Source organism: Streptomyces sp. NPDC001933 (assembly GCF_042890955.1).
Classification (GTDB): Bacteria; Actinomycetota; Actinomycetes; order Streptomycetales; family Streptomycetaceae; genus Streptomyces.
Genome location: NZ_JBIASS010000006.1, coordinates 270,126 through 294,436, shown reverse-complemented (window position 1 = coordinate 294,436; position 24,311 = coordinate 270,126). Strand labels below are relative to the sequence as shown.

General features: G+C 69.6%; 20 protein-coding genes and 1 riboswitch. Of the genes, 9 read left to right on the top strand and 11 right to left on the bottom strand.

Annotation, left to right across the window (positions count from 1 at the left end):
• Positions 1 to 36 precede the first annotated feature (36 nt).
• The 5 genes from ACFYY7_RS17745 to hisC all read right to left on the bottom strand — a co-directional run bounded on the left by ACFYY7_RS17745 (position 37) and on the right by hisC (position 9,454).
• Positions 37 to 1,740, bottom strand: a complete 1,704-nt coding sequence (locus tag ACFYY7_RS17745; RefSeq protein ID WP_388662429.1) for a GAF domain-containing sensor histidine kinase — start codon at positions 1,738 to 1,740, stop codon at positions 37 to 39.
• Positions 1,741 to 1,833: 93 nt separating this feature from the next.
• The gene (cydD, locus tag ACFYY7_RS17740; protein WP_388662427.1) at positions 1,834 to 5,457 is read right to left on the bottom strand and encodes a thiol reductant ABC exporter subunit CydD; all 3,624 of its coding nucleotides are present in this window, start codon (positions 5,455 to 5,457) and stop codon (positions 1,834 to 1,836) included.
• A 107-nt stretch (positions 5,458 to 5,564) separates the two neighbouring features.
• A complete protein-coding gene (gene cydB, locus ACFYY7_RS17735; protein ID WP_388662426.1) occupies positions 5,565 to 6,566 on the bottom strand; it encodes a cytochrome d ubiquinol oxidase subunit II in 1,002 nt (333 codons plus the stop codon).
• Positions 6,567 to 6,584: 18 nt separating this feature from the next.
• Complete coding sequence (locus ACFYY7_RS17730; RefSeq protein WP_388662424.1) at positions 6,585 to 8,093, bottom strand: cytochrome ubiquinol oxidase subunit I; 1,509 nt, start codon at positions 8,091 to 8,093, stop codon at positions 6,585 to 6,587.
• Positions 8,094 to 8,374: 281 nt separating this feature from the next.
• On the bottom strand, positions 8,375 to 9,454 hold the full coding sequence (hisC, locus tag ACFYY7_RS17725; protein ID WP_358940812.1) for a histidinol-phosphate transaminase: 1,080 nt from the start codon (positions 9,452 to 9,454) through the stop codon (positions 8,375 to 8,377).
• 370 nt (positions 9,455 to 9,824) lie between these two features.
• Between hisC and ACFYY7_RS17720 the strand changes: the two genes are divergently transcribed.
• From ACFYY7_RS17720 to ACFYY7_RS17710, 3 genes are all read left to right on the top strand, one after another.
• Positions 9,825 to 10,937 carry a LacI family DNA-binding transcriptional regulator gene (locus ACFYY7_RS17720; RefSeq protein WP_266731277.1) on the top strand — a complete coding sequence of 371 codons (1,113 nt, stop codon included), beginning with the start codon at positions 9,825 to 9,827 and terminating at the stop codon, positions 10,935 to 10,937.
• Positions 10,938 to 11,110: 173 nt separating this feature from the next.
• Entirely contained in the window at positions 11,111 to 12,169 is a 1,059-nt protein-coding gene (locus ACFYY7_RS17715; protein ID WP_356081934.1) for a metallophosphoesterase, read from the top strand.
• A gap of 181 nt (positions 12,170 to 12,350) precedes the next feature.
• Entirely contained in the window at positions 12,351 to 13,175 is an 825-nt protein-coding gene (locus ACFYY7_RS17710) for a hypothetical protein (protein WP_388662422.1), read from the top strand.
• Positions 13,176 to 13,298: 123 nt separating this feature from the next.
• Here ACFYY7_RS17710 and thiC read toward each other — a convergent pair whose 3' ends face one another.
• Positions 13,299 to 15,074, bottom strand: coding sequence for a phosphomethylpyrimidine synthase ThiC (gene thiC / locus ACFYY7_RS17705; RefSeq protein ID WP_388662420.1), 1,776 nt, complete (start codon positions 15,072 to 15,074; stop codon positions 13,299 to 13,301).
• Positions 15,067 to 15,200, bottom strand: a riboswitch (TPP riboswitch). Its footprint overlaps the gene before it by 8 nt.
• A gap of 31 nt (positions 15,201 to 15,231) precedes the next feature.
• Here thiC and ACFYY7_RS17700 point away from each other — a divergent pair.
• On the top strand, positions 15,232 to 16,593 hold the full coding sequence (locus ACFYY7_RS17700) for a YibE/F family protein (protein ID WP_388662418.1): 1,362 nt from the start codon (positions 15,232 to 15,234) through the stop codon (positions 16,591 to 16,593).
• A gap of 79 nt (positions 16,594 to 16,672) precedes the next feature.
• Here the strand turns inward: ACFYY7_RS17700 and ACFYY7_RS17695 are convergent, their stop codons facing one another.
• The 4 genes from ACFYY7_RS17695 to ACFYY7_RS17680 all read right to left on the bottom strand — a co-directional run bounded on the left by ACFYY7_RS17695 (position 16,673) and on the right by ACFYY7_RS17680 (position 18,904).
• Positions 16,673 to 17,110: an SsgA family sporulation/cell division regulator gene (locus tag ACFYY7_RS17695; RefSeq protein ID WP_072488197.1), complete on the bottom strand. Its 438-nt coding sequence runs from the start codon at positions 17,108 to 17,110 to the stop codon at positions 16,673 to 16,675.
• 101 nt (positions 17,111 to 17,211) lie between these two features.
• On the bottom strand, positions 17,212 to 17,982 hold the full coding sequence (locus ACFYY7_RS17690; protein ID WP_388662416.1) for an IclR family transcriptional regulator: 771 nt from the start codon (positions 17,980 to 17,982) through the stop codon (positions 17,212 to 17,214).
• A gap of 243 nt (positions 17,983 to 18,225) precedes the next feature.
• A complete protein-coding gene (locus ACFYY7_RS17685) occupies positions 18,226 to 18,438 on the bottom strand; it encodes a DUF5326 family protein (protein ID WP_266731284.1) in 213 nt (70 codons plus the stop codon).
• Between the two features lie 148 nt (positions 18,439 to 18,586).
• Entirely contained in the window at positions 18,587 to 18,904 is a 318-nt protein-coding gene (locus ACFYY7_RS17680; protein ID WP_326766660.1) for a cupin domain-containing protein, read from the bottom strand.
• 68 nt (positions 18,905 to 18,972) lie between these two features.
• Here ACFYY7_RS17680 and ACFYY7_RS17675 point away from each other — a divergent pair, with 68 nt between their 5' ends.
• The 4 genes from ACFYY7_RS17675 to ACFYY7_RS17660 all read left to right on the top strand — a co-directional run bounded on the left by ACFYY7_RS17675 (position 18,973) and on the right by ACFYY7_RS17660 (position 22,193).
• Positions 18,973 to 19,350, top strand: coding sequence for a phage holin family protein (locus ACFYY7_RS17675; RefSeq protein ID WP_124719910.1), 378 nt, complete (start codon positions 18,973 to 18,975; stop codon positions 19,348 to 19,350).
• Between the two features lie 82 nt (positions 19,351 to 19,432).
• Positions 19,433 to 20,563, top strand: a complete 1,131-nt coding sequence (locus tag ACFYY7_RS17670) for a cystathionine gamma-lyase (protein ID WP_388662414.1) — start codon at positions 19,433 to 19,435, stop codon at positions 20,561 to 20,563.
• A gap of 190 nt (positions 20,564 to 20,753) precedes the next feature.
• Complete coding sequence (locus ACFYY7_RS17665) at positions 20,754 to 21,650, top strand: LysR family transcriptional regulator (protein WP_388662412.1); 897 nt, start codon at positions 20,754 to 20,756, stop codon at positions 21,648 to 21,650.
• Positions 21,651 to 21,713: 63 nt separating this feature from the next.
• Complete coding sequence (locus ACFYY7_RS17660) at positions 21,714 to 22,193, top strand: NUDIX domain-containing protein (protein WP_266731296.1); 480 nt, start codon at positions 21,714 to 21,716, stop codon at positions 22,191 to 22,193.
• 80 nt (positions 22,194 to 22,273) lie between these two features.
• Here the strand turns inward: ACFYY7_RS17660 and ACFYY7_RS17655 are convergent, their stop codons facing one another.
• Positions 22,274 to 23,455: a globin domain-containing protein gene (locus ACFYY7_RS17655; RefSeq protein ID WP_388662410.1), complete on the bottom strand. Its 1,182-nt coding sequence runs from the start codon at positions 23,453 to 23,455 to the stop codon at positions 22,274 to 22,276.
• Between the two features lie 325 nt (positions 23,456 to 23,780).
• Here ACFYY7_RS17655 and ACFYY7_RS17650 point away from each other — a divergent pair, with 325 nt between their 5' ends.
• Positions 23,781 to 24,308 (top strand): DUF2269 domain-containing protein, encoded by a 528-nt coding sequence (locus ACFYY7_RS17650; protein WP_376626110.1) that lies wholly within the window; start codon positions 23,781 to 23,783, stop codon positions 24,306 to 24,308.
• The last annotated feature ends 3 nt before the right edge of the window (positions 24,309 to 24,311 follow it).

The following is a 24,311-nucleotide window of genomic DNA, read 5'->3' as shown; positions in this document are numbered from 1 at the left end:
GACAGGCGCCTCAGGCGGGCGTCTCGGAGGGGCGCCTCAGAGGGGCGCCTCCCACACCACCGTCGTACCGCCCCCGTCCTCCCCGATCCCGGGTCCGAACCAGCTCGCGCCGCCGAGCGACTCCGCCCGGCGCGCCAGGTTCCGCAGTCCGCTGCGCCGGCCGCCCGCGGAGATGCCCACCCCGTCGTCGGCGACCGACAGCCGCACCGCGCCCCTCCCGTCGGGCAGCGTGGCGGTCGCGTCGACGACCACGTCGATCAACGACGCCTCGGCGTGCCGGAAGGCATTGGACAGCGCCTCCCTCAGCGCCGCGATCAGGTTCTTGCCGGTGAGCTCGCCGACCAGCGCGTCGACCGGACCCAGGAACCGGTGCGAGGGCTTGAAGCCCAGCGGGACCGCCGCCATGTTGATCTCGCGCAGGACCCGGGTCCGCAGCCCCGACGGCGCCTCGGCGGGTTCCTGCTGGAGCGCGAAGATCGCGGTACGGATCTCCTGGATGGTCACGTCCAGTTCGTCGACCGCCCGGCCGACCCCGGTCTGCACCTCGGGCACGTCCGACCTGCGCTGGGCGCTCTCCAGCATCATCCCGGTGGCGAACAGCCGCTGGATGACCAGATCGTGCAGATCGCGGGCGATCCGGTCCCGGTCCTCGTAGACCGCAAGCCGCTCCCGGTCCCGCTGTGCCTCGGCCATCATCAGCGCGAGCGCGGCCTGCGAGGCGAACTGGGTGGCGAGGGTCCGCTCCGTCTCCGTGAACGGCCGGCCGTCCCGGGCACGGGGCGTGGCGAGCGCGCCGAGCACCCGCCCGCCGCTGTGCAGCGGCAGCAGCATGCTCGGGCCGTACTGGTGGGCCAGCCTGGTGACCATGCGGGCGTCACTGGCGGAATCGTCCACGAAGACCGCCTCGCCGCCCAGCAGCTTCGCCGCCACCGGGCTCTCGGGCCCGATGATCACCCCGAGCGAGGAGGTGGGGTCGTCCGAGGAGACGGCGACGATCTCCAGACCGCCGTCCTCGGTGGGCAGCAGCACGACCCCGGCGGCGGAGTCGGCGAGGCGGCGGGCCTGCTCGGCGACGACGGAGAGCGCGTCGTCGGCGTCCCCGCCCGAGAGCAGCGCGGTGGTCACGGCCACCGATCCGTCGATCCAGCGCTCGCGCTGGCGTGCCGCCTCGTACAGCCGGGCGTTGCCGATGGCGATCCCGGCCTCGGTGGCGAGCACCCGCACCATGTGCAGGTCGTAGTCGTTGAACTCGCCGCCTTCCTTCTCGGCCAGGTAGAGATTTCCGAAGATCTCCCCCTGCACGCGGATCGGGACGCCGAGGAAGGTCCGCATCGGGGGGTGGCCGGGCGGGAAGCCGGCGAACCTCGGATCGGCCGTCAGATCGGCGAGCCGCACCGGTGCCGGGTCGTGGATCAGTGCGCCCAGCAGCCCCCGGTGCCCGTCGGGGCGGTGACCGATCTCGTCCGCCACCTCGTCCGGTACTCCGTAGGTGACGAAGTCGGAGAGCCCCTCGCCGTCCGCATTGACGACGCCGATGGCGGCGTAGCGGGAGCGAGCGAGTTCGGCGGCCGTCTCGCAGATCCGGTCGAGGGTGGAGTGCAGTTCCAGGCCGGCGCCGACGGAGCGCATGGCCTCCAGCAGCTGCGGGATACGGGCGGTGATCTCGGTGGACAGGCCCTGCAGGCTGCGGGTCGCCTGGGTAGCCGCTTCGAGTGAGTCCTTCGGGTCCTGCTCCGGCATACCCCGAGAGTAGTTAGTCCCGATTGGTGAGGAAAGTCGGGTGCTGTGCCGCTCGGCTCACGCGAGCGCGAGTCCGCTGTCGCACCGCCCGGCTCACACGTGCGCGCCCACGGCTTCCCCGGACGCCGCCCGTGCTTCCTCCCGTACACCCACAGATCCGCCGGGTACCCGTGCGGTCTCCCGCTCGCGCTCCAGCATCCGGCGCAGGGGGCCTTCCCCGGCGGCGAGATCGGCGTACGGGCCGCGCTGCACGACCCGGCCCCCGTCGAGCACCAGCACCTCGTCGACGGCTTCGAGTCCCTCCAGGCGATGGGTGATCAGGACGGTCGTACGCCCCTCGGTGGCGGCCAGCAGGTCGGTGGTCAGGGCGTCCGCGGTCGCCAGGTCGAGATGCTCGGCGGGTTCGTCCAGGACCAGTACGGGGAAGTCGGCGAGGATCGCCCTGGCCAGGGCGAGGCGTTGGCGCTGGCCGCCGGAGAGGCGTGCGCCGTGTTCGCCGACCAGGGTGTCGAGCCCGTCGGGCAGCGCGTCGGCCCAGTCGAGCAGCCGCGCCCGGCCGAGGGCGTCCCGCAGTTCCTCGTCCGTCGCACCGGTCCGGGCCAGCCGCAGGTTCTCCCGGATGGTGCTGTCGAAGACATGGGCGTCCTGGGCGCACAGCCCGACGAACCGCCGGACCGCGTCCCCCTCCAGCGCACCGGCCTCGACGCCGCCGATCCGGTACGTCCCCGCCCGTGCGTCCAGGAAGCGGACCAGGACCTGGGCGAGGGTCGTCTTCCCGGAGCCGGAGGGCCCGACGACGGCGATCCGCCGGCCGGCCGTCAACGTCAGGTCGACGCCGTCGAGGGCGTCCCGAGCCGCTCCGGCGTACCGCGCCGACAGCCCCCGTACCTCCAGCGGGAAGGGCGACGCGGGCGCCTCGGCCGGGCTCTCGGGTTCGTGTACGGGCAGCGGGGCGTCCAGCACCTCGTAAACCCGCTCCGCACTGCGCTCGACCCTCCGGCGGTACTGCACGGCGAGCGGCAGGCCGGCCACGGCCTCGAAGGCGGCCAGCGGGGTGAGCACCACCACCGCGAGTTCCACGCCCGAGAGCCGGCCGTCGTGCACGGCGGGAAGGGCGACGAGTGCGGTGGCGACGACGGTGAGGCCGGTGACCAGGGCGATGAGTCCGCCGCCGAGTGCGTTGGCGGTCGCCGCGCGGGCGGCGATCCGGGTCAGTACGCCGTCGGCGTCCCGGGTCCGTTCCGCACGGGCGGGCAGGGCACCCGCGACGGTCAGTTCGGCGGTCCCGCCGAGCAGGTCCGTGATCCGGGTGGCCAGATCGGCGCGTGCGGGGGCGAGCCGGCGTTCCGTGTGACGGGAGCAGGCGCTGCTGACCAGCGGCACGCCCACCCCGGCCAGCAGCAGTCCGGCGGCCAGCACGACGCCTGCCGCGGGCAGCAGCCAGCCGATGAATCCGGCGGCCGCCGTGCCGACGACCACGGCGGTCCCGGCGGGCAGCAGCCAGCGCAGCCAGTAGTCCTGCAGTGCGTCGACATCGGCGACGAGCCGGGAGAGCAGGTCGCCGCGCCGGGTGCGGCGGAGTCCGGCGGGCGCGATGCGCTCCAGCCCCCGGTAGACCGAGACGCGCAGTTCGGCGAGCATCTTGAGCACCGCGTCGTGCGACACCAGGCGCTCGGCGTAGCGGAAGACCGCCCGGCCGAGCCCGAAGGCGCGGGTCGCGGTCACGGCGACCATCAGATAGAGGACCGGGGGCTGTTCGGAGGCGCGGGAGATCAGCCAGCCGGAGACGGCCATGAGCCCGACGGCCGAGGCCAGGGCGAGGCTGCCCAGCAGCAGCGCGAGCGCCAGCCGGCCGCGCTGTGCACCGGCGGCCTCTCTGACCCGGGCCAGGACCCGTCCGGAGCGGGCCGCGGTCTCCCGCAGCACCTCGGGCTCCGGCATCTCTTCCTCGCGCTCCTCGCGGGCAGAGGGCGCGCTCGTCGGCCGCGGCACGGCCACGGATGTCACGGCCGCCCCGGACGTCACGGACTTCCCGGGTGTCACGGCCGTCACAGCCGTCCCGGTCCTCGCCGGCCGCTCGGTCGCGCCCGGGTCCAGGGTCACCACCCGGTCGGCCACCGGGAGCAGCGCCGGGCGGTGCACGACCAGCAGCACGGTCCGGCCCACGGCCAGTCGCCGTACCGCCTCGACGATCCCCGCCTCCGTCTCGCCGTCCAGGCTCGCGGTCGGCTCGTCGAGCAGCAGCAGCGGGCGGTCGGCGAGGAAGGCCCGCGCGAGGGCGAGCCGCTGGCGCTGTCCGGCGGAGAGGCCCGCGCCGTCCTCACCGATGAGTGTCTGTGCCCCGTCCGGCAGTTCCGCGACGAAGTCGAACGCCCCGGCGTCCCGCAGTGCGGCCGTCACCGCGCGGTCGTCGGCGTCCGGCCGGGCCAGCCTTACGTTCTCCGCGATGGTGCCCGCGAAGAGATGGGGGCGCTGCGGCACCCAGGCGATCCGTTCCCGCCACCGCTCGGGCGAGAGCGTCGCAAGATCGGCGCCGCCGATCCGTACCCGCCCCTCGTCGGGTGCCGTGAAGCCGAGGACCACGTCGAGCAGAGTGGACTTCCCGACGCCGCTGGGGCCGACCAGGGCCACGGTCTCCCCCTCGTCCACCACCAGTGAGGCCGCGTTCAGCGAGGGTTCGGTACGTCCCTCGTGCCGTACGGTCACCCCCTCCAGCTCCAGCCGGAGGGAACCGGGTACATCCGCCGTGCCGGCCTGCCGGGGCTCGGTCTCCAGGACCGCGAAGATCTCCTCGGCGGCGGAGAGTCCTTCGGCGGCCGCGTGGTACTGCGCGCCGACCTGGCGGATCGGCAGATAGGCCTCGGGCGCCAGGATCAGCACCACCAGGCCGGTGTAGAGGTCGAGTCCGCCGTGCACCAGCCGCATGCCGATGGTGACGGCCACCAGGGCCACCGACAGCGTCGCCAGCAGCTCCAGGGCGAAGGACGACAGGAACGCGATCCGCAGGGTCCGCAGCGTGGCCCGGCGGTACTGCGAGGTGATCGTACGGATGGACTCGGCCTGCGCCTTGGCGCGGCCGAAGACCTTCAGCGTCGGCAGCCCGGCGACCACGTCGAGGAAGTGTCCGGAGAGCCGGGACAGCAGCCGCCACTGGCGGTCCATCCGTGACTGGGTGGCCCAGCCGATCAGGATCATGAAGAGCGGGATGAGGGGCAGCGTGACCACGATGATCGCCGCCGAGACCCAGTCCTCGGTGACGATCCGGGCCAGGACCGCCACCGGCACGACCACGGCGAGTCCGAGCTGCGGCAGATAGCGCGCGAAGTAGTCGTCGAGCGCGTCTACACCACGGGTGGCGAGCGCCACCAGGGAGCCGGTGCGCTGGCCGCTCAGCCAGCCGGGACCGAGCGAAGCCGCCCGCGCCAGCAGCCGGCCGCGGAGTTCGGACTTGACCGCCGCGCTGGCCCGGTACGCGGCCAGTTCGGTCAGCCAGGAGACCAGGCCCCGGCCGAGCGCGACCGCGGCGAGCAAAATCAGTGGGGTCCGCAGCCCGGAGACCGTCAGTCCGCCCTCGAACCCGCCCACCACCACTTCGGCGACGAGCATGGCCTGGGCGATGACCAGCGCCGCCCCGACAACTCCGAGCGCCACCACGGCTGCCAGGAAGAGGCGGGTGGCACGGGCGTGGCGGAGCAGACGCGGGTCGATCGGTTTCACGTGAAACAGCCCCTAGCGGTCTCGGTCGTTCGATCGGGGTCCGCCCGGCGGATCAGGGTCGGCGTCGCGACCCCGGCCGTGATCCGCCGGTCGGGCCCCAGCTGCGTTCAGTGCGCTTCGGCGATGTGCTGCGTACCGATGCGCTTGCGGAACACCCAGTACGTCCAGCCCTGGTACAGCAGGACGATGGGTGTGGCGATCCCCGCGCACCACGTCATGATCTTCAGCGTGTACGGGGTGGACGAGGCGTTGGTGACCGTGAGGCTCCAGGCGTCGTTCAGCGAGGACGGCATGACGTTCGGGAAGAGCGTCAGGAAGAGCATCGCGACCACCGCCGCGACGGTCACGCCGGAGAACGCGAACGCCCAGCCCTCACGTCCCGCCGCGATCAGGGCGACCGCGGCAACCAGCGCCACCACGGCGACGATCATCGCCAGCAGGCTCCAGCCGTCCCCGTTGTCGAGCTGGGTCCAGATCAGGAAGCCGAGCGCGAGCACCGCGGTGACGATCCCCAGCTTCAGCGCCAGCCTGCCCGCCCGCTCCCGGATGTCCCCGACCGTCTTGAGCCCCGCGAACACGGCGCCGTGGAAGGTGAAGAGGAAGAGCGTGACCAGTCCGCCGAGAATGGCGTACGGGTTGAGCAGGTCCCAGAAGTTGCCCACGTACTCCATGTCGGCGTCGATCTTCACGCCGCGCACGATGTTCCCGAAGGCCACGCCCCAGAGCAAGGCCGGGATCAACGAGGTCCAGAAGATGGCGTGTTCCCAGTTGGCCTGCCACTTCTCGCCGGACCGCTTGGCCCGGTACTCGAAGGCGACCCCGCGCACGATCAGGCAGACCAGGATGATCAGCAGCGGCAGGTAGAAGCCGGAGAACAGCGTGGCGTACCACTCGGGGAAGGCGGCGAAGGTCGCGCCGCCCGCGGTGAGCAGCCACACCTCGTTGCCGTCCCAGACGGGCCCGATCGTGTTGATCAGGACCCGTCGTTCCTTGCGGTCGCGGGCCAGCAGCTTGGTGAGGACGCCGATCCCGAAGTCGAATCCCTCCAGGAAGAAGTAGCCGGTCCAGAGGACGGCGATGAGCACGAACCAGACGTCGTGGAGTTCCATCTCTCAGCTCCTCTGCTCTCAGTAGGAGAAGGCCATCGGCCGGTCGGCGTCTTCGTGGTCGCCGCCGATCCTGGTGGGCGGGTTGAGGTCGGCCTCCGTGAGCTCCGGCGGGCCTGCCTTGATGTACTTCACGAGCAGCTTGACCTCGACGACCGCGAGCACGGCGTAGAGCAGGGTGAAGCCGATCATCGAGGTGAGCACCTCGCCCTGTGAGACGCCGGGGGAGACCGCGTCGCGGGTCTGGAACACGCCGTAGACGACCCAGGGCTGGCGGCCCATCTCGGTGAAGATCCAGCCCCAGGAGTTGGCGATCAGCGGGAAGAGCAGGGTCCAGAGCGCGACGATCCAGTAGCACTTGGTGAGCTTCGGGCTGAGTGCCTTGCTCTTGAAGAGGACCAGGTTCGGCACTTCGTCCTCACCGGTCCGCAGCGCCGGCGGCAGCATGAACTTCTTCCGGGTCAGCCACAGTCCGAGGATGCCGAGGCCGAAGGACGCCATCCCGAAGCCGATCATCCAGCGGAAGCTCCAGAACGCGACCGGGATGTTGGGCCGGTAGTCGCCGGGGCCGAACTTCTCCTGCTCCGCCTTGTTGACGTCGTTGATGCCGGGGACGTACGAGGTGAAGCTGTCGTCCGCGAGGAAGGACAGTATCCCCGGGATGGAGATCTCCACGGTGTTGTGGCCCTTGGCCACGTCACCGACGGCGAAGAGCGAGAACGGCGCACCCTTCTCGCCCTCCCAGAGGGCCTCGGCGGCGGCCATCTTCATCGGCTGCTGCTTGAACATGACCTTGCCGAGCGTGTCGCCGCTGATGGCGGTGAACAGTCCGGCGACGACCACGGTGACCAGGCCGAGCCGCAGCGAGGTCCGCATCACCGGGATGTGCTTCTTGCGCGCCAGGTGGAAGGCGGCGATTCCGACCATGAACGCGCCGCCGACCAGGAAGGCCGCGGTGATGGTGTGGAAGAACTGGGCGAGCGCGGTGTTCTGGGTGAGCACGTGCCAGAAGTCGGTGAGCTCGGCCCGGCCGCGTTCCTCGTTGATCCGGTAGCCGACCGGGTGCTGCATCCAGGAGTTGGCCGCCAGGATGAAGTACGCGGACAGGATCGTCCCGATGGAGACCATCCATATGCAGGCGAGGTGGATCTTCTTCGGCAGCTTGTCCCAGCCGAAGATCCACAGCCCGATGAAGGTGGACTCGAAGAAGAACGCGATCAGTGCCTCGAACGCGAGCGGGGCACCGAAGATGTCACCGACGAACCGCGAGTAGTCGGACCAGTTCATGCCGAACTGGAACTCCTGGACGATGCCGGTGACGACACCCATGGCGATGTTGATCAGGAAGAGCTTCCCCCAGAACTTCGTCGCCCTGAGGTACTTCTCGTTGTTCGTCCGGACCCAGGCGGTCTGCAGGCCGGCGGTGAGCGCGGCGAGCGAGATCGTCAGGGGAACGAACAGGAAGTGATAGACGGTGGTGATACCGAACTGCCATCGCGCCAGCGTCTCCGGCGCCAGAGCTAGCTCCACGTCGTCTTCTCCTTACGTCGCCGTAATCACACCGGCAGTTTGCCCTTTAAATCCGACTAATCACGGGAGGAACAGGACACGCTTGTGAACGCGTTCACATTCACAAGCATTATGACGCACAGACTTTCGGGACGTTCGGGCGGGGTACCCCTCTTGGGACGTTCCGATCAATCAGCCCGAACCAGACGCCCCGGCCCTCAATGACGAGAAGGCCCCATACCTCGTCGAAACGAGGTACGGGGCCGGGGCCCTTCGTCGCGCGGGCGGCCTGCGCCGCCGCTCTACAGCTGCTCGCGGAACGACTCCGCCACCTTCAGGAACAGGTCGTTCGCCTCGTCCTCCCCGATCGTGACCCGCACGCCCTCACCCACGAACGGCCTGACCACCACTCCGGCCCGCTCGCACGCCGCGGCGAAGTCGGCGGTACGGTCCCCGAGCCGCATCCAGACGAAGTTCGCCTGGGAATCCGGCACGGTCCACCCCTGCCCGGCCAGCGTCCGCTGCACCCGCTGGCGCTCGGACACCAAGGAGCCCACCCGCCCCAGGAGTTCGTCCTCGGCGCGCAGCGATGCGACCGCCGCGTCCTGCGCGAGCTGGCTGACCCCGAAGGGCACCGCCGTCTTGCGCAGCGCGGCCGCCACCGGCTCGTGGGCCACGGCGAAACCGACCCGCAGACCCGCCAGGCCGTACGCCTTGGAGAAGGTCCGCAGCACCGCCACATTGGGCCGGTCCCGGTAGATCTCGATGCCGTCCGGCACCTCGACGTCGCGGATGAACTCCCGGTACGCCTCGTCGAGCACCACCAGGACATCGCCCGGCACCCGGTCCAGGAACCGCTCCAGCTCGGCCCGGCGCACCACGGTGCCGGTCGGGTTGTTCGGGTTGCAGACGAAGATCAGCCGAGTGCGGTCCGTGATCGCGTCCGCCATCGCGTCGAGGTCGTGCACCTCCCCCTCATTCAGCGGAACCTTCACCGAGGTCGCACCGCTGACCTGCGTGATGATCGGGTACGCCTCGAAGGAGCGCCAGGCGTAGATGACCTCGTCGCCCGGGCCCGACGTGGCCTGGAGCAGCTGCTGCGCCACCCCGACCGAGCCGGTTCCGGTGGCGAGGTGCGAGAGGGGCACACCGAAACGGTCGGCCAGCTCGTTCATCAGGCCGGTACATGCCATGTCCGGGTAGCGGTTGAAGTTCGCGGCCGCCGCCAGGGCGGATTCCATCACTCCGGGCAGCGGCGGATACGGATTCTCGTTGGAGGACAGCTTGAACGCGACCGGTCCACCGGCGGCGGCCGGCTTGCCCGGTACATAGGCAGGGACGCCGTCCAGCTCGGCACGCAGCTTGGGGCTCGTCTCGCTCACCGCAGGTCCTCCTCGATCGTCTGTACACATCAATACTGCTCACCTTATGAGGATTGGGCGCCGCTGCGAATGGCCGGAGAGTCCAATCGTCCGGTGCGACCAGGAATGGGGGGAGCGCTCGTCACTCCGTCGCGCGCCGGTGGCTCACTCCGTGGCGCGCGTCCCCCGAAGAGGTGAGATGAGACCTCTTCGAGACATCGACCATTTAGTAGGCCCTTCGAGCTCAACGCATGACACACTACGGTCAAGCCCTTCAACACCCTTGGTTTACAAGGCATTTGATCTTTAATGATCATGCAAAAACGTGCCTGCCAACGAGTGAATATGCGACCAGGCCAACCGCCCCTCCGAGCCCTACTATCGGCTCGCCATGACAGCAGCAGGGAAGCACCAGGTGAGCCGGACGGACACACCCCGGCGCGGCGGCCGGCAGGGACGAGCGGGAATCCGGGACGTGGCCGCCGCCGCCGGAGTCTCCATCACGACCGTCTCCGACGCGCTCAACGGCAAGGGCAGGCTCCCGGACGCCACCCGCCGCCATGTCCGCGAGGTCGCAGAGCGCCTGGGCTATCGCCCTTCCGCCGCGGCCCGAACCCTCCGTACCGGCAAGTCCGGCCTCATCGGCCTGACCGTGACGACCTACGGGGACGAACCCTTCACCTTCACCGAATTCGCGTACTTCGCGGAGATGGCCAGAGCCGCCACCTCGGCCGCGCTCGCCCGCGGCTACGCCCTCGTCATCCTGCCCGCCACCTCGCGACACGACGTCTGGTCGAACGTCGCCCTCGACGGCACCGTCGTGATCGACCCCTCCGACCAGGACCCGGTCGTCACGGAACTCGTGCGCCAGGGGCTGCCCGTCGTCTCGGACGGGCGCCCGGCCGGAACGCTCCCGGTCACCGCCTGGGTCGACAACGACCACCGGGCCGCCGTCCTCGACCTGCTCGACCATCTCGCCGCCGCCGGCGCCCGCCGCATCGGCCTGCTCACCGGCACCACCACCGACACGTACACCCGCCTCTCCACCACCGCGTACCTCCACTGGTGCGAGCGCGTGGGCCAGGACCCGGTGTACGAGTCGTACCCCGCCCACGACCCGTGCGCGGGCGCGGTCGCCGCCGACCGGCTGCTCGCCCGCCCCGACCGGCCCGACGCCGTCTACGGGCTCTTCGACCCCAACGGCACCGATCTGCTGGCGGCGGCCCGCCGGTACGGCCTGCGCGTCCCCGAGGACCTGCTGCTGGTCTGCTGCAGCGAGTCCACCGTGTACGCGACGACCGAGCCGCCCATCACCACCCTCTCGCTCAAGCCGCGCAGGATCGGCACCGCGGTCGTCCAGCTCCTGATCGACGCCATCGAGGGTGTGGACCAGGACCGGCCGGTGGAGCAGGTCATACCGACCGAACTCATCGTGCGGACCTCCTCGCAACGCCGTCCACCCCGCACCACGGTCAGCGCACCCCGCTCTCCGGCAGGGGATTGATCAGGCGATTTCGGACCAATCGGCCGGTGAACCCGACGTGCGTCCGGATTCACCACCCCTGGTGCGTCACACAGCACGATCCGCATTCCTATGATGGGCGCACGACACCGCGGACCGCCCCGACCAGCAGGGCCCGTCAGGTGTACGGCGGCGCGACGGTGGTGGAGGGGTCGATGACACAGGGGGCCGGTCAGGAACCCGTGGTGCGGACGGCGACGTTGCGCGACTTCCGCGTACCGCCCTATGCCCAGAGCCCGGTGCCGCCTGCGTCACCGCACCCGGGCAACGCCGTCCCCGGTGACATGCCGCCGGACGGATACACCCCCACCGCGCGCGATCTTCCCGTGATCAACCGCGGTGACACCCTGCAGGTGCCGACCGTCCCCGACCCGCGCCCCGTCCCGGAGCAAGGTCGCGGACCGCTGTACGTCGTCGGCGACGTCCACGGCTATCTGGACGAGCTCCACGCCGCCCTCGCCGAGCAGGGCCTCATCGACGCCGACGGCAAATGGTCGGCGGGCAACGCCCGGCTCTGGTTCCTCGGCGACTTCACCGACCGGGGCCCGGACGGCATCGGGGTCATCGACCTCGTGATGCGCCTGTCCGCCGAGGCCGCGGCCGCCGGCGGCTACTGCAAGGCCCTGATGGGCAATCACGAGCTGCTGCTCCTGGGCGCCAAGCGGTTCAGCGACACCCCGGTCAACTCCGGCGCGGGCACCGCCACCTTCCAGGCGGCCTGGCTGCTCAACGGCGGCCAGAAGAACGACATGGAGCGCCTCCAGGACGTCCACCTCCAGTGGATGTCCCGGCTCGACGCGATCGTCGAGGAGGACGGGCATCTGCTGATGCACTCCGACACGACGGCGTACCTCGAATACGGCACCACCATCGAGGACGTCAACGACACCGTGCACGCCATTCTCACGCGTAACGACGCCGATGAGTGCTGGGACCTCTTCCGCAAGCTCACCAAGCGGTTCGCCTTCCGCGACGAGTCGGGTCCGCAGGCCGTCCGGGAGCTGATGTCGGCATACGGCGGACAGCGCATCGTCCATGGTCACAGCCCCATTCCGTACCTCCTCGGCGAGGTCGGCTCGGAGGACGGCGAGGACGGCTCCGGCCCCGTGGTCGACGGTCCGCACGTGTACGCGGACGGGCTCGCCATCGCCATGGACGGCGGAGTGACCATGGCCGGAAAGCTACTGGTCGTCCAGCTGCCTCTGCATGACTGACGCGCTTCCGGGAAGACGCTCCACGACCTGACCACGCCGACCACTGGGCCTATTTCCGGAAACCCCCTGTCACCCCGTGCCGTGGGCGCTCTACCATCGGCGTATCAGTAGCAGGCTCTCCTCCGTTTCCGCCCAACTGCCCGTCTCCAACGGGCACTCAGGCCCGACGGAGCATCGGGGGATGCACATGAACAGCGCTCCGCACCTGCTGGCCGAGGACCGCCCCGAGTACGAGCGGATCCTCGATGACGCACTGCGTCATGCCCATGAACGGCCGGATCTGGCCGCGGTCGGCGAACGGCTCAACGCCGTCCAGCTGCGCACCATGGCGCTGGACGCCACGGAGCTGATCACCGCGACCGCCGCCACCGAGTACAAGCACTACGTGCAGGCCCGCGAGGAACTGCGCGGCCCTGCCGAAGGGACGGACCAGGACGCGCTCCCCGGCTCCGGCACGGGCCGTCCGCACCAGTCGGGCGCCGGCATAGGAGCCGTCGTCACGGTCCTGGCGCCGGTGCTCGCCGGTACCGCCGCGTTCATATTCCTGCTGGCGGGCTACCTGCTGAGGCTGCTCGACCCGGCACCGTCCTTCGCCTCGACCATGGTCTCCGCGGGCTGGTTCTTCGCCGCGGTCACGGCCGCCGCCATCCTGGCCGCCGCCGTCGGGCTGCTCATCACGGCACTGCGCAACGGCTCGGAGTCGCAGCCCGTCGAGGACGACGAGGAGGAGTTGCCGGAGGACGTGGCACGGGCCAGGGAGGCCTGGCGCCACGCCCTGCTGGAGCGCGGCATCCTGCCGTTCCTGCGGGACGCGCTCGCCGATCCCGAGGCCGGGCCCGCCTCCCGCACACCGGTCCGCTCGGCGAACCGCATCCCGAAGGTCGGCTACAGCCCACCGGACTTCTCCAGCCCGGGCGACGGCCCGACGGCGGGCCCCCGGCCGTCGTTCACCTCACCGGACTTCACCAGCCCCGACTTCGGCGGCCCCGAACACAAACTGGACTGACCGGGCCCGCACACCGGCCGGACGGCAGGAGCGGTCCGACCGGGTCCTCACACCTGCCGGACGGTAGGAGCGGTCGCCCCGAAGGCGGAGGCCTCCGGGGCGGTACCTCGTCCCGGGTCCGGTTCAGTCCGCGATCGGCAGATAGACCCGGTTGCCGGCCGCCGCGAACTCCTTGGACTTCTCCGCCATGCCCGCCTCGATCTCCGACTGCGAACCGCCGTGCTCGCGCCGGATGTCCTGGGAGATCTTCATCGAACAGAACTTCGGGCCGCACATCGAGCAGAAGTGCGCCGTCTTGGCCGGCTCGGCGGGCAGCGTCTCGTCGTGGAACTCCCGTGCGGTGTCCGGGTCGAGGGCCAGGTTGAACTGGTCCTCCCAGCGGAACTCGAACCGGGCGTCGGAGAGCGCGTCGTCCCAGTCCTGCGCCCCGGGGTGCCCCTTGGCGAGGTCCGCCGCGTGCGCCGCGATCTTGTAGGTGATGACGCCGGTCTTCACATCGTCCCGGTTGGGCAGGCCGAGGTGCTCCTTCGGCGTGACGTAGCAGAGCATCGCCGTCCCCCACCACGCGATCATCGCCGCGCCGATGCCGGAGGTGATGTGGTCGTACGCCGGCGCGACATCGGTGGTCAGCGGGCCGAGCGTGTAGAACGGCGCCTCCTCGCAGATCTCCTGCTGGAGGTCGATGTTCTCCTTGATCTTGTGCATCGGGACATGTCCCGGCCCCTCGATCATGGTCTGGACGCCGAACCGCTTGGCGACCGTGTTCAGCTCGCCGAGCGTGCGCAGTTCGGCGAACTGCGCCTCGTCATTGGCGTCGGCGATCGAGCCGGGTCGCAGCCCGTCGCCCAGCGAGTACGTCACGTCGTAGGTTGCGAGAATCTCGCAGAGCTCCTCGAAGTGTTCGTACAGGAACGACTCCTTGTGGTGCGCGAGGCACCACGCCGCCATGATCGAGCCGCCGCGCGAGACGATGCCCGTCTTGCGGCGGGCGGTCAGCGGCACGTACGGCAGGCGCACGCCGGCGTGGACCGTCATGTAGTCGACGCCCTGCTCGGCCTGCTCGATGACGGTGTCCTTGTAGATCTCCCAGGTCAGTTCCTCCGCCCGGCCGTCGACCTTTTCGAGCGCCTGGTAGAGCGGGACAGTTCCGATCGGAACGGGTGAATTGCGCAGAACCCACTCACGGGTGGTGTGAATGTTGCGGCCGGTGGACAGATCCATGACGGTGTCGGCGCCCCAACGCGTCGCCCACGTCATCTTCTCCACCTCCTCCTCGATGGAGGACGTCACCGCGGAGTTACCGATGTTGGCATTGACCTTCACCAGGAATCGCTTGCCGATGATCATCGGCTCGATCTCGGGGTGGTTGACGTTGGCCGGCAGCACGGCCCGGCCGGCCGCGATCTCCTCGCGCACCACCTCGGGCTCGACGTTCTCCCGGATCGCCACGTACTCCATCTCCGGGGTGATCTCGCCCCGGCGGGCGTACGCGAGCTGGGTCACCGGCTGCCCGTCCCGGCTGCGGCGCGGCAGCCGCGGGCGGCCGGGGAAGACCGCGTCGAGGTTGCGCAGCCCGCCGCGCGGAGAGGTGTGCTTGAGCCCGTCGTCCTCGGGGCGGGCGGGGCGGCCCGGGTACTCCTCGGTGTCGCCGCGGGCGGTGATCCAGTTCTCCCGCAGCGGTACGAGCCCGCGGCGGACATCGGTCTCGACGGTGGGATCGGTGTACGGACCCGACGTGTCGTACAGCGTCACGTCCTTGCCGTTGGTGAGGTGCACCTGACGGACCGGCACCCGGAGGTCCGGGCGCGAGCCCTGGACGTACCCCTTGTGCCAGCCGATGGACTTCCCGGCCTCGTCGCTCTGGTTCGAGGCAGGCGTGCGTGCGTCCGATGTGGTCATGAGACCTACTCCCTACGCCGGCATTACCCGGTAACAGGTTCGGCGGTCGGCGCAGCCTGTCCCGTACGGACGTACGGAGATCAGCGCCCTCTCAGCCCGGTGCTCCGAGCTCCCGCGTGTGCAAAGGTTCCCCCACGCTAGCGCCCCGTCCGGCCTGATGAACAGTGGGCCCGTCTCCTCTTGCGATGATCGGCCGGTGACGTCCCCTCCTATCGACCTCGAAACGCAGGGCCATCAGCACGGTCACTCGCACAGCCATGGCCCCGCCGCACCCGTCTCCAGACATCTACGCAAAGTCATCGCAGCCGTACTGATCCCGTTCGCCACCGCCGTCCTCGTCGGTCTGGTGGCGCTCTGGCCGGGCGGTGCGCCGTCGCACGAGCGGACCGGCATCGGGTTCGACCGGCAGACCCAGCAGGGAAAGGTGGTGAATGTCGACATGGTGGACTGCAAGGAGGTGAACGCGGTCCAGACGCCCATGGACGGGGCCACCACACCACCCCCGGGGAGCGCGAGGGGGCTGTGCAAGAAGGCCACGATCGAGGTGACGACCGGTCATGACAAGGGCCGGACCTTCACCGAGATCGTCCAGCCCGACGCAACGCGTCAGCTGCGCGACGGTCAGGGCGTGGTCGTGGCGTACGCCCCCGACGCGCCCCGTGACCTGCAGTACTCGGTGACGGATGTGAACCGGAAGTTCCCGCTGACCCTGCTGGCCGGGATCTTCGCCCTGGTCGTGGTCGCGGTGGGCCGCATGCGCGGGGTGATGGCGCTGGTCGCGCTCGCCGTCTCGTTCGCCGTGCTGACCCTGTTCATCCTCCCGGCCATACTCCAGGGCTCCAATCCGCTGCTCGTCGCGGTGGTCGGGGCCAGTGCGATCATGCTGATCGCGCTCTACATGTGCCACGGCCTGAGCGCCCGCACCTCGGTGGCGGTGATCGGCACACTGATCTCGCTGCTGCTGATCGGACTGCTCGGATCGCTCTTCATCGGGTGGGCGAGCCTGACCGGCAACACCGACGACAACACCGGCCTCATCCATGGCCTGTACCCGCACATCGACATGAGCGGTCTGCTGCTGGCCGGTGTCATCATCGGTTCGCTCGGGGTCCTCGACGATGTGACCGTGACCCAGACGTCGGCGGTCTGGGAACTCCACCAGGCGAACCCGACGTTGGGTGTGCGGGGGCTCTACCGGGCAGGGATCAGGATCGGACGCGACCACATCGCCTCGGTCGTCAATACGCTGGTGCTCGCCTACGCGGGCGCCGCACTGCCGTTGCTGCTGCTGTTCTCCATCGCGCAGAGCAGCGTGGGGACGGTGGCCAACAGCGAGCTGGTGGCGGAGGAGATCGTACGAACGCTGGTCGGCTCGATCGGACTGGTCGCCTCGGTGCCGGTGACGACGGTGCTCGCTGCGCTGGTCGTCTCCGCAGACCGCACAGGGCCCGGCGCGGAAGCCGGAGCTTCGGCGCCCGTACGGACCGGGAAGGGCCGTCGTCGCAGGGCGAGGCCTTGAGCTTCTCCACGCTGAGCAATTCACCCATTCGGCAGGTGCCGTGTTCGACCGGCGAGCCGGTCGGCGGCGCCCTTTCCACTCAGCCGGCGTTCTGTTCCTCGGCAAGGATCCGGCCCAGGGCGTCTTCCAGGTTGCCCTCGAAGTCACCCAGCGTGCACTCCTGCCCGAGTGGCACGAGCTTGTCGGTCCGGTCGAGAAACGCCACAAGTGGTGCCGTACCGGCCCTGAAGAGGGCCCGGTCCTCGCCGACCTGGAGCCGGATATGTACGTCGGACAACCCCTCGGGTTCAGTGGGACCGATATGCACATCGCCGTCGCCACTGGGGCTGTTGAGGCCGTCGAGCAGCAGCTCACGGCCGAATGCCCAGGTGACGGGGGCGTCACCGGGCAGATGGAAGGTCATCCGGATCGCATACGGATCGCAGACCTCGTACCGGAGCTCCACCGGGATCCGGAAAGAGAGCTCCTCGGAGACGAGGAAGCTCATCATGACCTCAGCTTGAACCGACTCGCGCATCGTTCAACCCCGCAGTAGATGAATCTGGCCAGGAATGATCCCCCGTGGCCCTATTGACGCCATCGTGGTGCACGCGATAGCAGATCACAAGGAGTGATTTTTCAGATACTGATAGAGAACACGAACGAACGCAAGAGGTTGGCCACTTCGCCACGTAGTTGTTCGACTGCGGGGAGCAACCGACTTTCCTGCTCCAGGGGTACGGAAATCGCCATCGCGGCAGCGGTGAATCCGGCCGTGATCGGGATGGCCGCGCAGACCGTTCCCAGGGCGTACTCCTGTCGCTCGATGACAGGTTCCGTCCGCTCCAGCGACCGCAGTCGCTCAAGGAGCGTGGCCCGGTCCTTGACCGAGTAGCGGGTCAGTGGACGCACAGGGTGGCGGTCGAGGTGGTCCTCGCGGGCCTTCTCGTCGAGCTGGCTCAGCAGACACTGGCCGATCGCGTGGGCATGCCCGGTCTCCCGGAAGGAGGCCCATTCGTCGACGGCGGGGATGGCGGGGGTGTCGGCGACCGCGATGAGTTCGATCTCGCCCTCGCGGTAGACGGCGCAGTACACGGGTGCGCCGATGATGTCGCGCCAGCGGCCCAGCGACTCGGCCATTCTGCCGCGACGATTCTGCAACGCCCCTTCGTCGACCAGGCGTTCGGCCGAGGTTCCGATGAGGAAGACGCCGTTCTCCCGGCGCAGATAGCCCTCATGTGTCAGGGTGCGCAGCAGATGGTAGGCCGTGGGAAGGGGAAGACCTGCTTCCCTGGCCAGTTGTTTCGCGGGTGCCCCGTCGCGATGGGCCACCACGGCTTCCAGCAGCCTCAGCGCTCGCTGAACCGAACCGATCAGCGTCGGGGCAGCAGTGCTCGATGCCGTGGTCAACAGTCACCCCCAGGCATGGTGACGGGTGGTCAGCCCGCCCGTGGGGGCCGCCCCCACGCACTGCCGCATGGCTGGGGTCCGGACGACGAACGCCGTACTGGCCACTGGTCAGCGTGGTGACGGACTGTTGATTCCCAGGTGGTGGCAGCGAACTGCCACCCTATCCGCCGGGTCCGCGAGGGGCGTCGTTTCGTCTTCCGCTTAGCTCAGCTGGGCTAATGCCCCGGCCGGCTTCCGATCGTCCTACCAGTCGCCGCGCGACGAGGACGACGACATGAACTTGCGTACGACGAAGATGAGCCCGCCGACCAGGATCACGAAGATCAGGACCTTGAAGAGCAGTCCGATCACGAACCCGATCACGCTGGCGATGAGGCCGCCGAACACGACGATCGCGATGACCGGCACCGCGATCCACTTCACCCACCAGGGCATCCCCGCGAATATCTCCCGCACCGCCATCGTCCTTACCTCGTCTCCATGAGTTCCTGCTTCGATGCTAGAGGCGCGGAGGGGGCCGGCGGTGGGTACGCAGCCCTTGAAGTCCCCTGATCGACCCCTGAGGGATCCCTGAGACCGGACCCCCGTCCTCCGGGAGATCGGCTCAGCTCTCCGGGGGTGAGAAGACCACCATCACCCGCAGGTCCTCGGTGATGTGGTGGAACTTGTGGGCGACACCGGCCGGTACGTACACCACGCTCCCTCTGCCCACCTGCGTGGTCTCCATGCCGACCGTGATGGCCGCGCGGCCGCTGACGACGAGGTAGACCTCGTCCTGATTGTGCGGCTGCTGCGGGTCGAGCTCACCGGCATCCAGTGCGTACAGGCCGACGGACATGTTCCGTTCCTTCACGAACTGCAGATACGCGCCGTCGTTGGCGGCCCGTTCCGCCTCCAGCTCGTCCAGTCTGAATGCCTTCATGCCCTGTCCGCCCCTTGCCTCTGCGCTGCCGGTGTCCGCCACCGATCAGGTCTGCCACGATCAGACACATGAAGAATTTCGTAGTCAAGACGATCGCCAACGCAGGTGCGCTGGCCGTGGCCATCTGGTTGATCCAGGACATCACGCTGACCGGCGGCAGCACCGGACGCAAGGCGCTCACCCTGATCGTGGTGGCCCTGCTCTTCGGTCTGGTGAACTTCGTCGTCAAGCCGGTCGTGAAGCTGCTGACCCTGCCGCTCTTCATCCTCACGCTCGGGCTGATCACGCTGGTGGTCAACGCGCTCATGCTGCTGCTGACCTCGTGGCTGGCCGGCCTGTTCGATCTGAGCTTCCATGTCGAAGGTTTCTGGACCGCCGTGCTCGGCGGACTGATCATCTCCATCGTGTCGTGGGCACTGAACGTGATCCTGCCCGACGAGGACTGACCCGAAGCCTCCTGAGACAGTGCAGTTCAGGTCCATGGCACACCGGAGAGAGAAGCGCCGGTGAGAGGAGCGAGGAAGCGGTATGAGCACCCTGGGTGACGGAACACGAGCGGTACGGGCCGGGCTGCCCGAACCGGAGCAGTTCGAGCCCACCCTCCCCGGGCCGGTCTTCGCCGCGCACTTCCATCTCTCCGGTGAGCCGACCGGTCCGTACACCTACGGCCGGGACACCAATCCGACCTGGACCCATCTGGAACGGGCCATCGGTGAGCTGGAGGCACCGGGGGAGCCCGTCGAGACCACGGCCTTCGCCTCCGGGATGGCGGCGATCTCGGCCGTGCTGCTGTCCCAGGTACGCACCGGCGACGTGGTCGTGCTGCCCGACGACGGCTATCAGGCCCTGCCGCTGGTGCGCGAGCAGCTGGAGGCGTACGGCGTCGAGGTGCGGACCGCGCCGACCGGTGGCGATGCCCAGCTGGCGGTCCTCGAAGGCGCCAAGCTGCTGTGGATCGAGACCCCGTCCAATCCGGGGCTCGACGTCTGCGATGTGCGCCGGCTCGTCGAGGCGGCGCACTCGGCCGGCACGCTGGTGGCCGTCGACAACACCCTCGCCACACCGCTCGGCCAGCGCCCGCTGGAGCTGGGGGCCGACTTCTCGGTGGCCAGTGACACCAAGGGCATGACCGGACACGGGGACATCCTGCTCGGCCATGTGACCTGCCGTGATCCCGAGCTGGCAGCGGGAGTACGGCGCTGGCGCAAGGTGGTCGGCGCCATCCCCGGCCCCATGGAGGCCTGGCTCGCGCACCGGTCGCTGGCCACGCTGGAACTGCGGATCGACCGGCAGTGCGCCACCGCCCTGACGCTGGCGCAGGCGCTCGGCAAGCGGCCCGAGGTGACCGGGCTGCGCTACCCCGGACTCCCCTCCGACCCGTCGTATCCCAAGGCCGTGCGGCAGATGCGGCGCTTCGGCTCCGTGGTGTCGTTCGTGCTGCCCGACCGCGAACGGGCCGAGCGCTTCCTGACCGGGCTGCGGCTGGTCGACGACGCGACGAGCTTCGGCGGAGTGCGCTCCACCGCCGAACGCCGGGCGCGCTGGGGCGGTGACGCCGTGCCCGAGGGCTTCATCCGCTTCTCGGTCGGCGCGGAGAGCCCGGCGGACCTGGTGGCGGATGTGGAACGGGCGCTCGACGCGGCGATGGGCGGGCGCTGACCGACCGGTGGTACGGCGGTCCGAGCCTCCCCCCTCGTGGCTCGGACCGCCCCGGTTCCTCCTGCGAAGAACCGCCCGAACAAGGCTAGTTGACTCTCCGTCAGTGTCCAATCACAGTAGCGACAGCGACCTATCGACATATTTATAGTTGTACGGGTCCGAAGCGTCGCGAAGGTGGGAAGGACAGGACATGGACCTGACCCTGCTGCGCACGTTCGTCACGGTGCACCGGGCCGGTTCCTTCACCAGGGCCGCCGCCCTGCTCGGCCTCTCCCAGCCCGCGGTCACCTCGCAGATCCGGAACCTGGAGCGACAGCTCGGCCGCCCGCTCTTCCTGCGCAGGGCCCGCGGCGTGACCCCGACGACCATCGGCGACGAACTCGCGCACCGGGCGGCGCCCCATCTGGACGCACTGGTCGAGATCGCCGAGGCGGAGCTCGACGAGGAGTCGGGCGTACGGACGCTGCACCTGGCCGGGCCGCCCGAATTCTCTTCGATGCGCGCCCTGCCCGCGCTCACCCCGCTCGTCGCCCAGGGTCTGGCCCTGCGCAGCTCCTTCTTCACCGGCGCGGAAGAAGCACTGGAGGGGCTGGCCGCCGGACACCATGACCTGGCCATCGCGACCGCCCGTCCGCGCGGTGGGCTGCTCACCGCGTCCGCGCTCTGCGACGAAGAACATGTCCTGGTCGCCGCGCCGCGCTGGGCCGGGCGCCTCGGCCCCGGGACCCTACGCCACAAGGGGCCCGTGGTCCTGGAGCAGCTGCCCGTCGTGGAGGTCCATGAGAGCCTGCCGCTCGTCTCCCGGTACTGGGCCGCCGTCTTCGAGAGCCGGCCCGCCCTCGCGGGAACCGTCATCGTGCCCGACCTCCGGGCGGTCCTGGAGTGCACCGCGGCGGGCGCCGGACTCGCCGTGCTGCCGCGCTACCTGTGTGAGAGGGCGCTGGAGCGGGGCGAGGTCGTGGCCCTCCTGGACCCGCCGGTTCCTCCCCTGCGCACCTATTTCCTGGCGGTGCGGACCGGCACACTCGCGCTGCCCCACATCGCGCGGGCGCACGAGTGGCTGCTGCGTGCTGCCGCCGACTGGTGAGCTCAGGGCCGCCCAGCACCGGTCCGGTGTTTCAGAACCGGTTCTGCGGGCCACTCTCTTGCCATGACCGAACGTCCCGTGGTCAAGCGCACCGCACGCGCCATCCTGCTCGACGGCAACGACCTGATCCTCATCAAGCGCACCAAGCCCGGAGTGGATCCCTACTGGCTCACGCCCGGCGGCGGGGTCGAGCCAGAGGACGCGACCGTGGTCGACGCATTGCACCGCGAGGTGGACGAGGAGCTCGGCGCCAAGATCACCGATGTGGTCCCCTGCTTCGTCGACACCGTGGAGCACATCGAGGGCGGCGGGGTGAAGGGCGTGAAGGTCCAGCACTTCTTCGTCTGCCGACTGGACTCGATGGACCTGTCCCGGCGGCACGGCCCCGAGATCGACGATCCCTGTGGGGAGTACGACGTCGTACGGGTGCCGTTCAGCCGGATGGGGATCGCCGCCGTCCACCTCGTACCGCTGTCGCTGCGGCACTATCTGGACGGGAACATCGAGGGCGTGCGCGCGATGCACGCGCCCGATCTGGGCTGACCGCCGCCGGTCCGGGGCAGGCGGCGGCCGGTGCTCCGGGAAGGGCGGCCGGTGCTCCGGCGTGACGGCGGCTGTCGCGGTCAGGCGGGGCCGGTGTCGGCCGGTTCGTCGAGGAAGTCGTGGCGGATGCGCCCGGCCGGCATCCCGATGCCCCGGAGCATGTCCACGCTGCTGCGGATCATGCCGGGCGGGCCCGAGAGATAGGCGTCGTACTCGTGCCACGGGCCGTGCTGCCGCACCGCCTCGGGGAGCAGTCCCCTCATCAGGCCGCTTCCCGTTCCCGGACCGATGGCGACCACGGGCCGCACCGCGAGCCAGGGAAAGGTGTCCTGGAGCCGCATCATCGTGTCGATGTCGTACAGGTCGTGATCGCTGCGTGCCCCGTAGAAGACCTCCACCGGACGCCGGTCGCCGTGCTCCGCGACATCCTCGACGAGCGCCTTGATGGGCGCGATGCCCGTGCCTCCGCCCAGACAGAGCAGACCGTTGTGGGTGGAGTGGTCGACCGTCATCGAGCCCGTGGGCGGGCCGAGGCGCAGGATGTCCCCGGGCCGGGCCCGGTGCACCAGGGCGTTGGAGACCCAGCCGGCCGGGACCGCCTTGATGTGGAAGGTGAGCAGGCCATCGGGGCGGGGTGCCGTAGCAAAGGAGTAGTGCCGCCAGTTCCGGGGCCACCACGGGGTCTCCACGGCCGTGTACTGGCCGGCGATGAAAGGGTAGGCCTGGTCGGGCCGGAGCGTGAGCACCGCTATGTCACGGGTTCTGCGGTCGTGCGACACGATCTCCGCGTGCCACCAGGCGGGGGCCCGCTGCTCGTCCGCGGCGGCCGCGTCGATCATGATCTGCGATATCGCGGTGTAGGCACGCACCCACGCCGCTTCGGTCTCCCCGTCCCAGGTGGTGGTCGCGTAGCGGCTCAGGGCGCCCATGAGCGCCTCCCCCACCGCGGGATAGTGCATGGGCGACGTGCCGTACTTGCGGTGGCCCCGCCCCAGTTCGCCGAGATACTCGGCCAGTGCGCGTGAGTCGTCCAGGCGGTCGGCCGCGGTGAGGATCGCACGGAGGAGACGGTCGCGCTGGACGTCCATGGCGACCGGGAACAGGTTCCTCAGTTCCGGGTGGCGTACGAAGAGCAGCGCGTAGAAGTACGAGGTCGCCTGATCCGCGACGGGCGATATCTCGGCCAGGGTGCGGTGGATCAGGGTCGCGTCGGTGGATCTGCCCGTTCCGTCGTCGGTCCACCCGGTGGCCGGAGCATCCATACTGTGCCTCGCCTCGTACGTCTCGTGGTCGCCTTACGCACCAGCACGGCCCGCAATCCCCCCAGCTTGCGGACACAGTCGGGCCCCGCTGACGGCCATCGTTCGGCCACTGTCCGCGATCCCTCGGCCCAGCATGCCTTGTGACGGACACGGACGGGTCGTGGACCCATGACAGCCGCCCAAGAACGCATCAGCACCGGGCAGGACGGCGACTCACCCGGCAGAGAGGAGCGCAGAGGAACGCGTGCCGTACGCCGAGGCTAGTACGCGCGATTACTCCCGCTGTCAGACGCCCGATCGCCCCGATCCCGGCACCGTGTTTCACGTGAAACCACTCAAACGCCCCGCCCGCCGCAGCCTCCTGGTGGCACATGTCTCGGTATCCGTGAGCTGGCTGGGACTGACCGTCGGACTGCTGGCGCTCGGAATCGCGGCCTTCTCCACCGGGGACCCCGCCACGGCGCAGGCCGCCACCCGTGCCATGAAGATCTTCGGGGACTGGCTGATCGTGCCGGTCGCCCTGTTCTCTCTCTTCAGCGGCCTCGTTCTGGCCCTCGGCACCCCGTGGGGGCTGGCCAGGCACCGGTGGGTCTGGACGAAGTTCTGGCTCACCCTGATCACCGTGGCACTGTCCGTCTTCTCCCTGCGGCCCGGCATCGACGAGGCCGCTGCACGTGGCGCCGTCGACATCGACCTGGTGGTCGCGCCGTCGGTGGCAACGGCGACGTACCTCTTCGTCACAGCGATATCGGTGCTGAAGCCCTGGGGACCGACCCGGCGCGGCCGCCGGCTGCGTCACTCGTCCGGAACAGGTAAAGGGGTGGACGGGCGAACATCGGGTCGGACAGCCTGACCT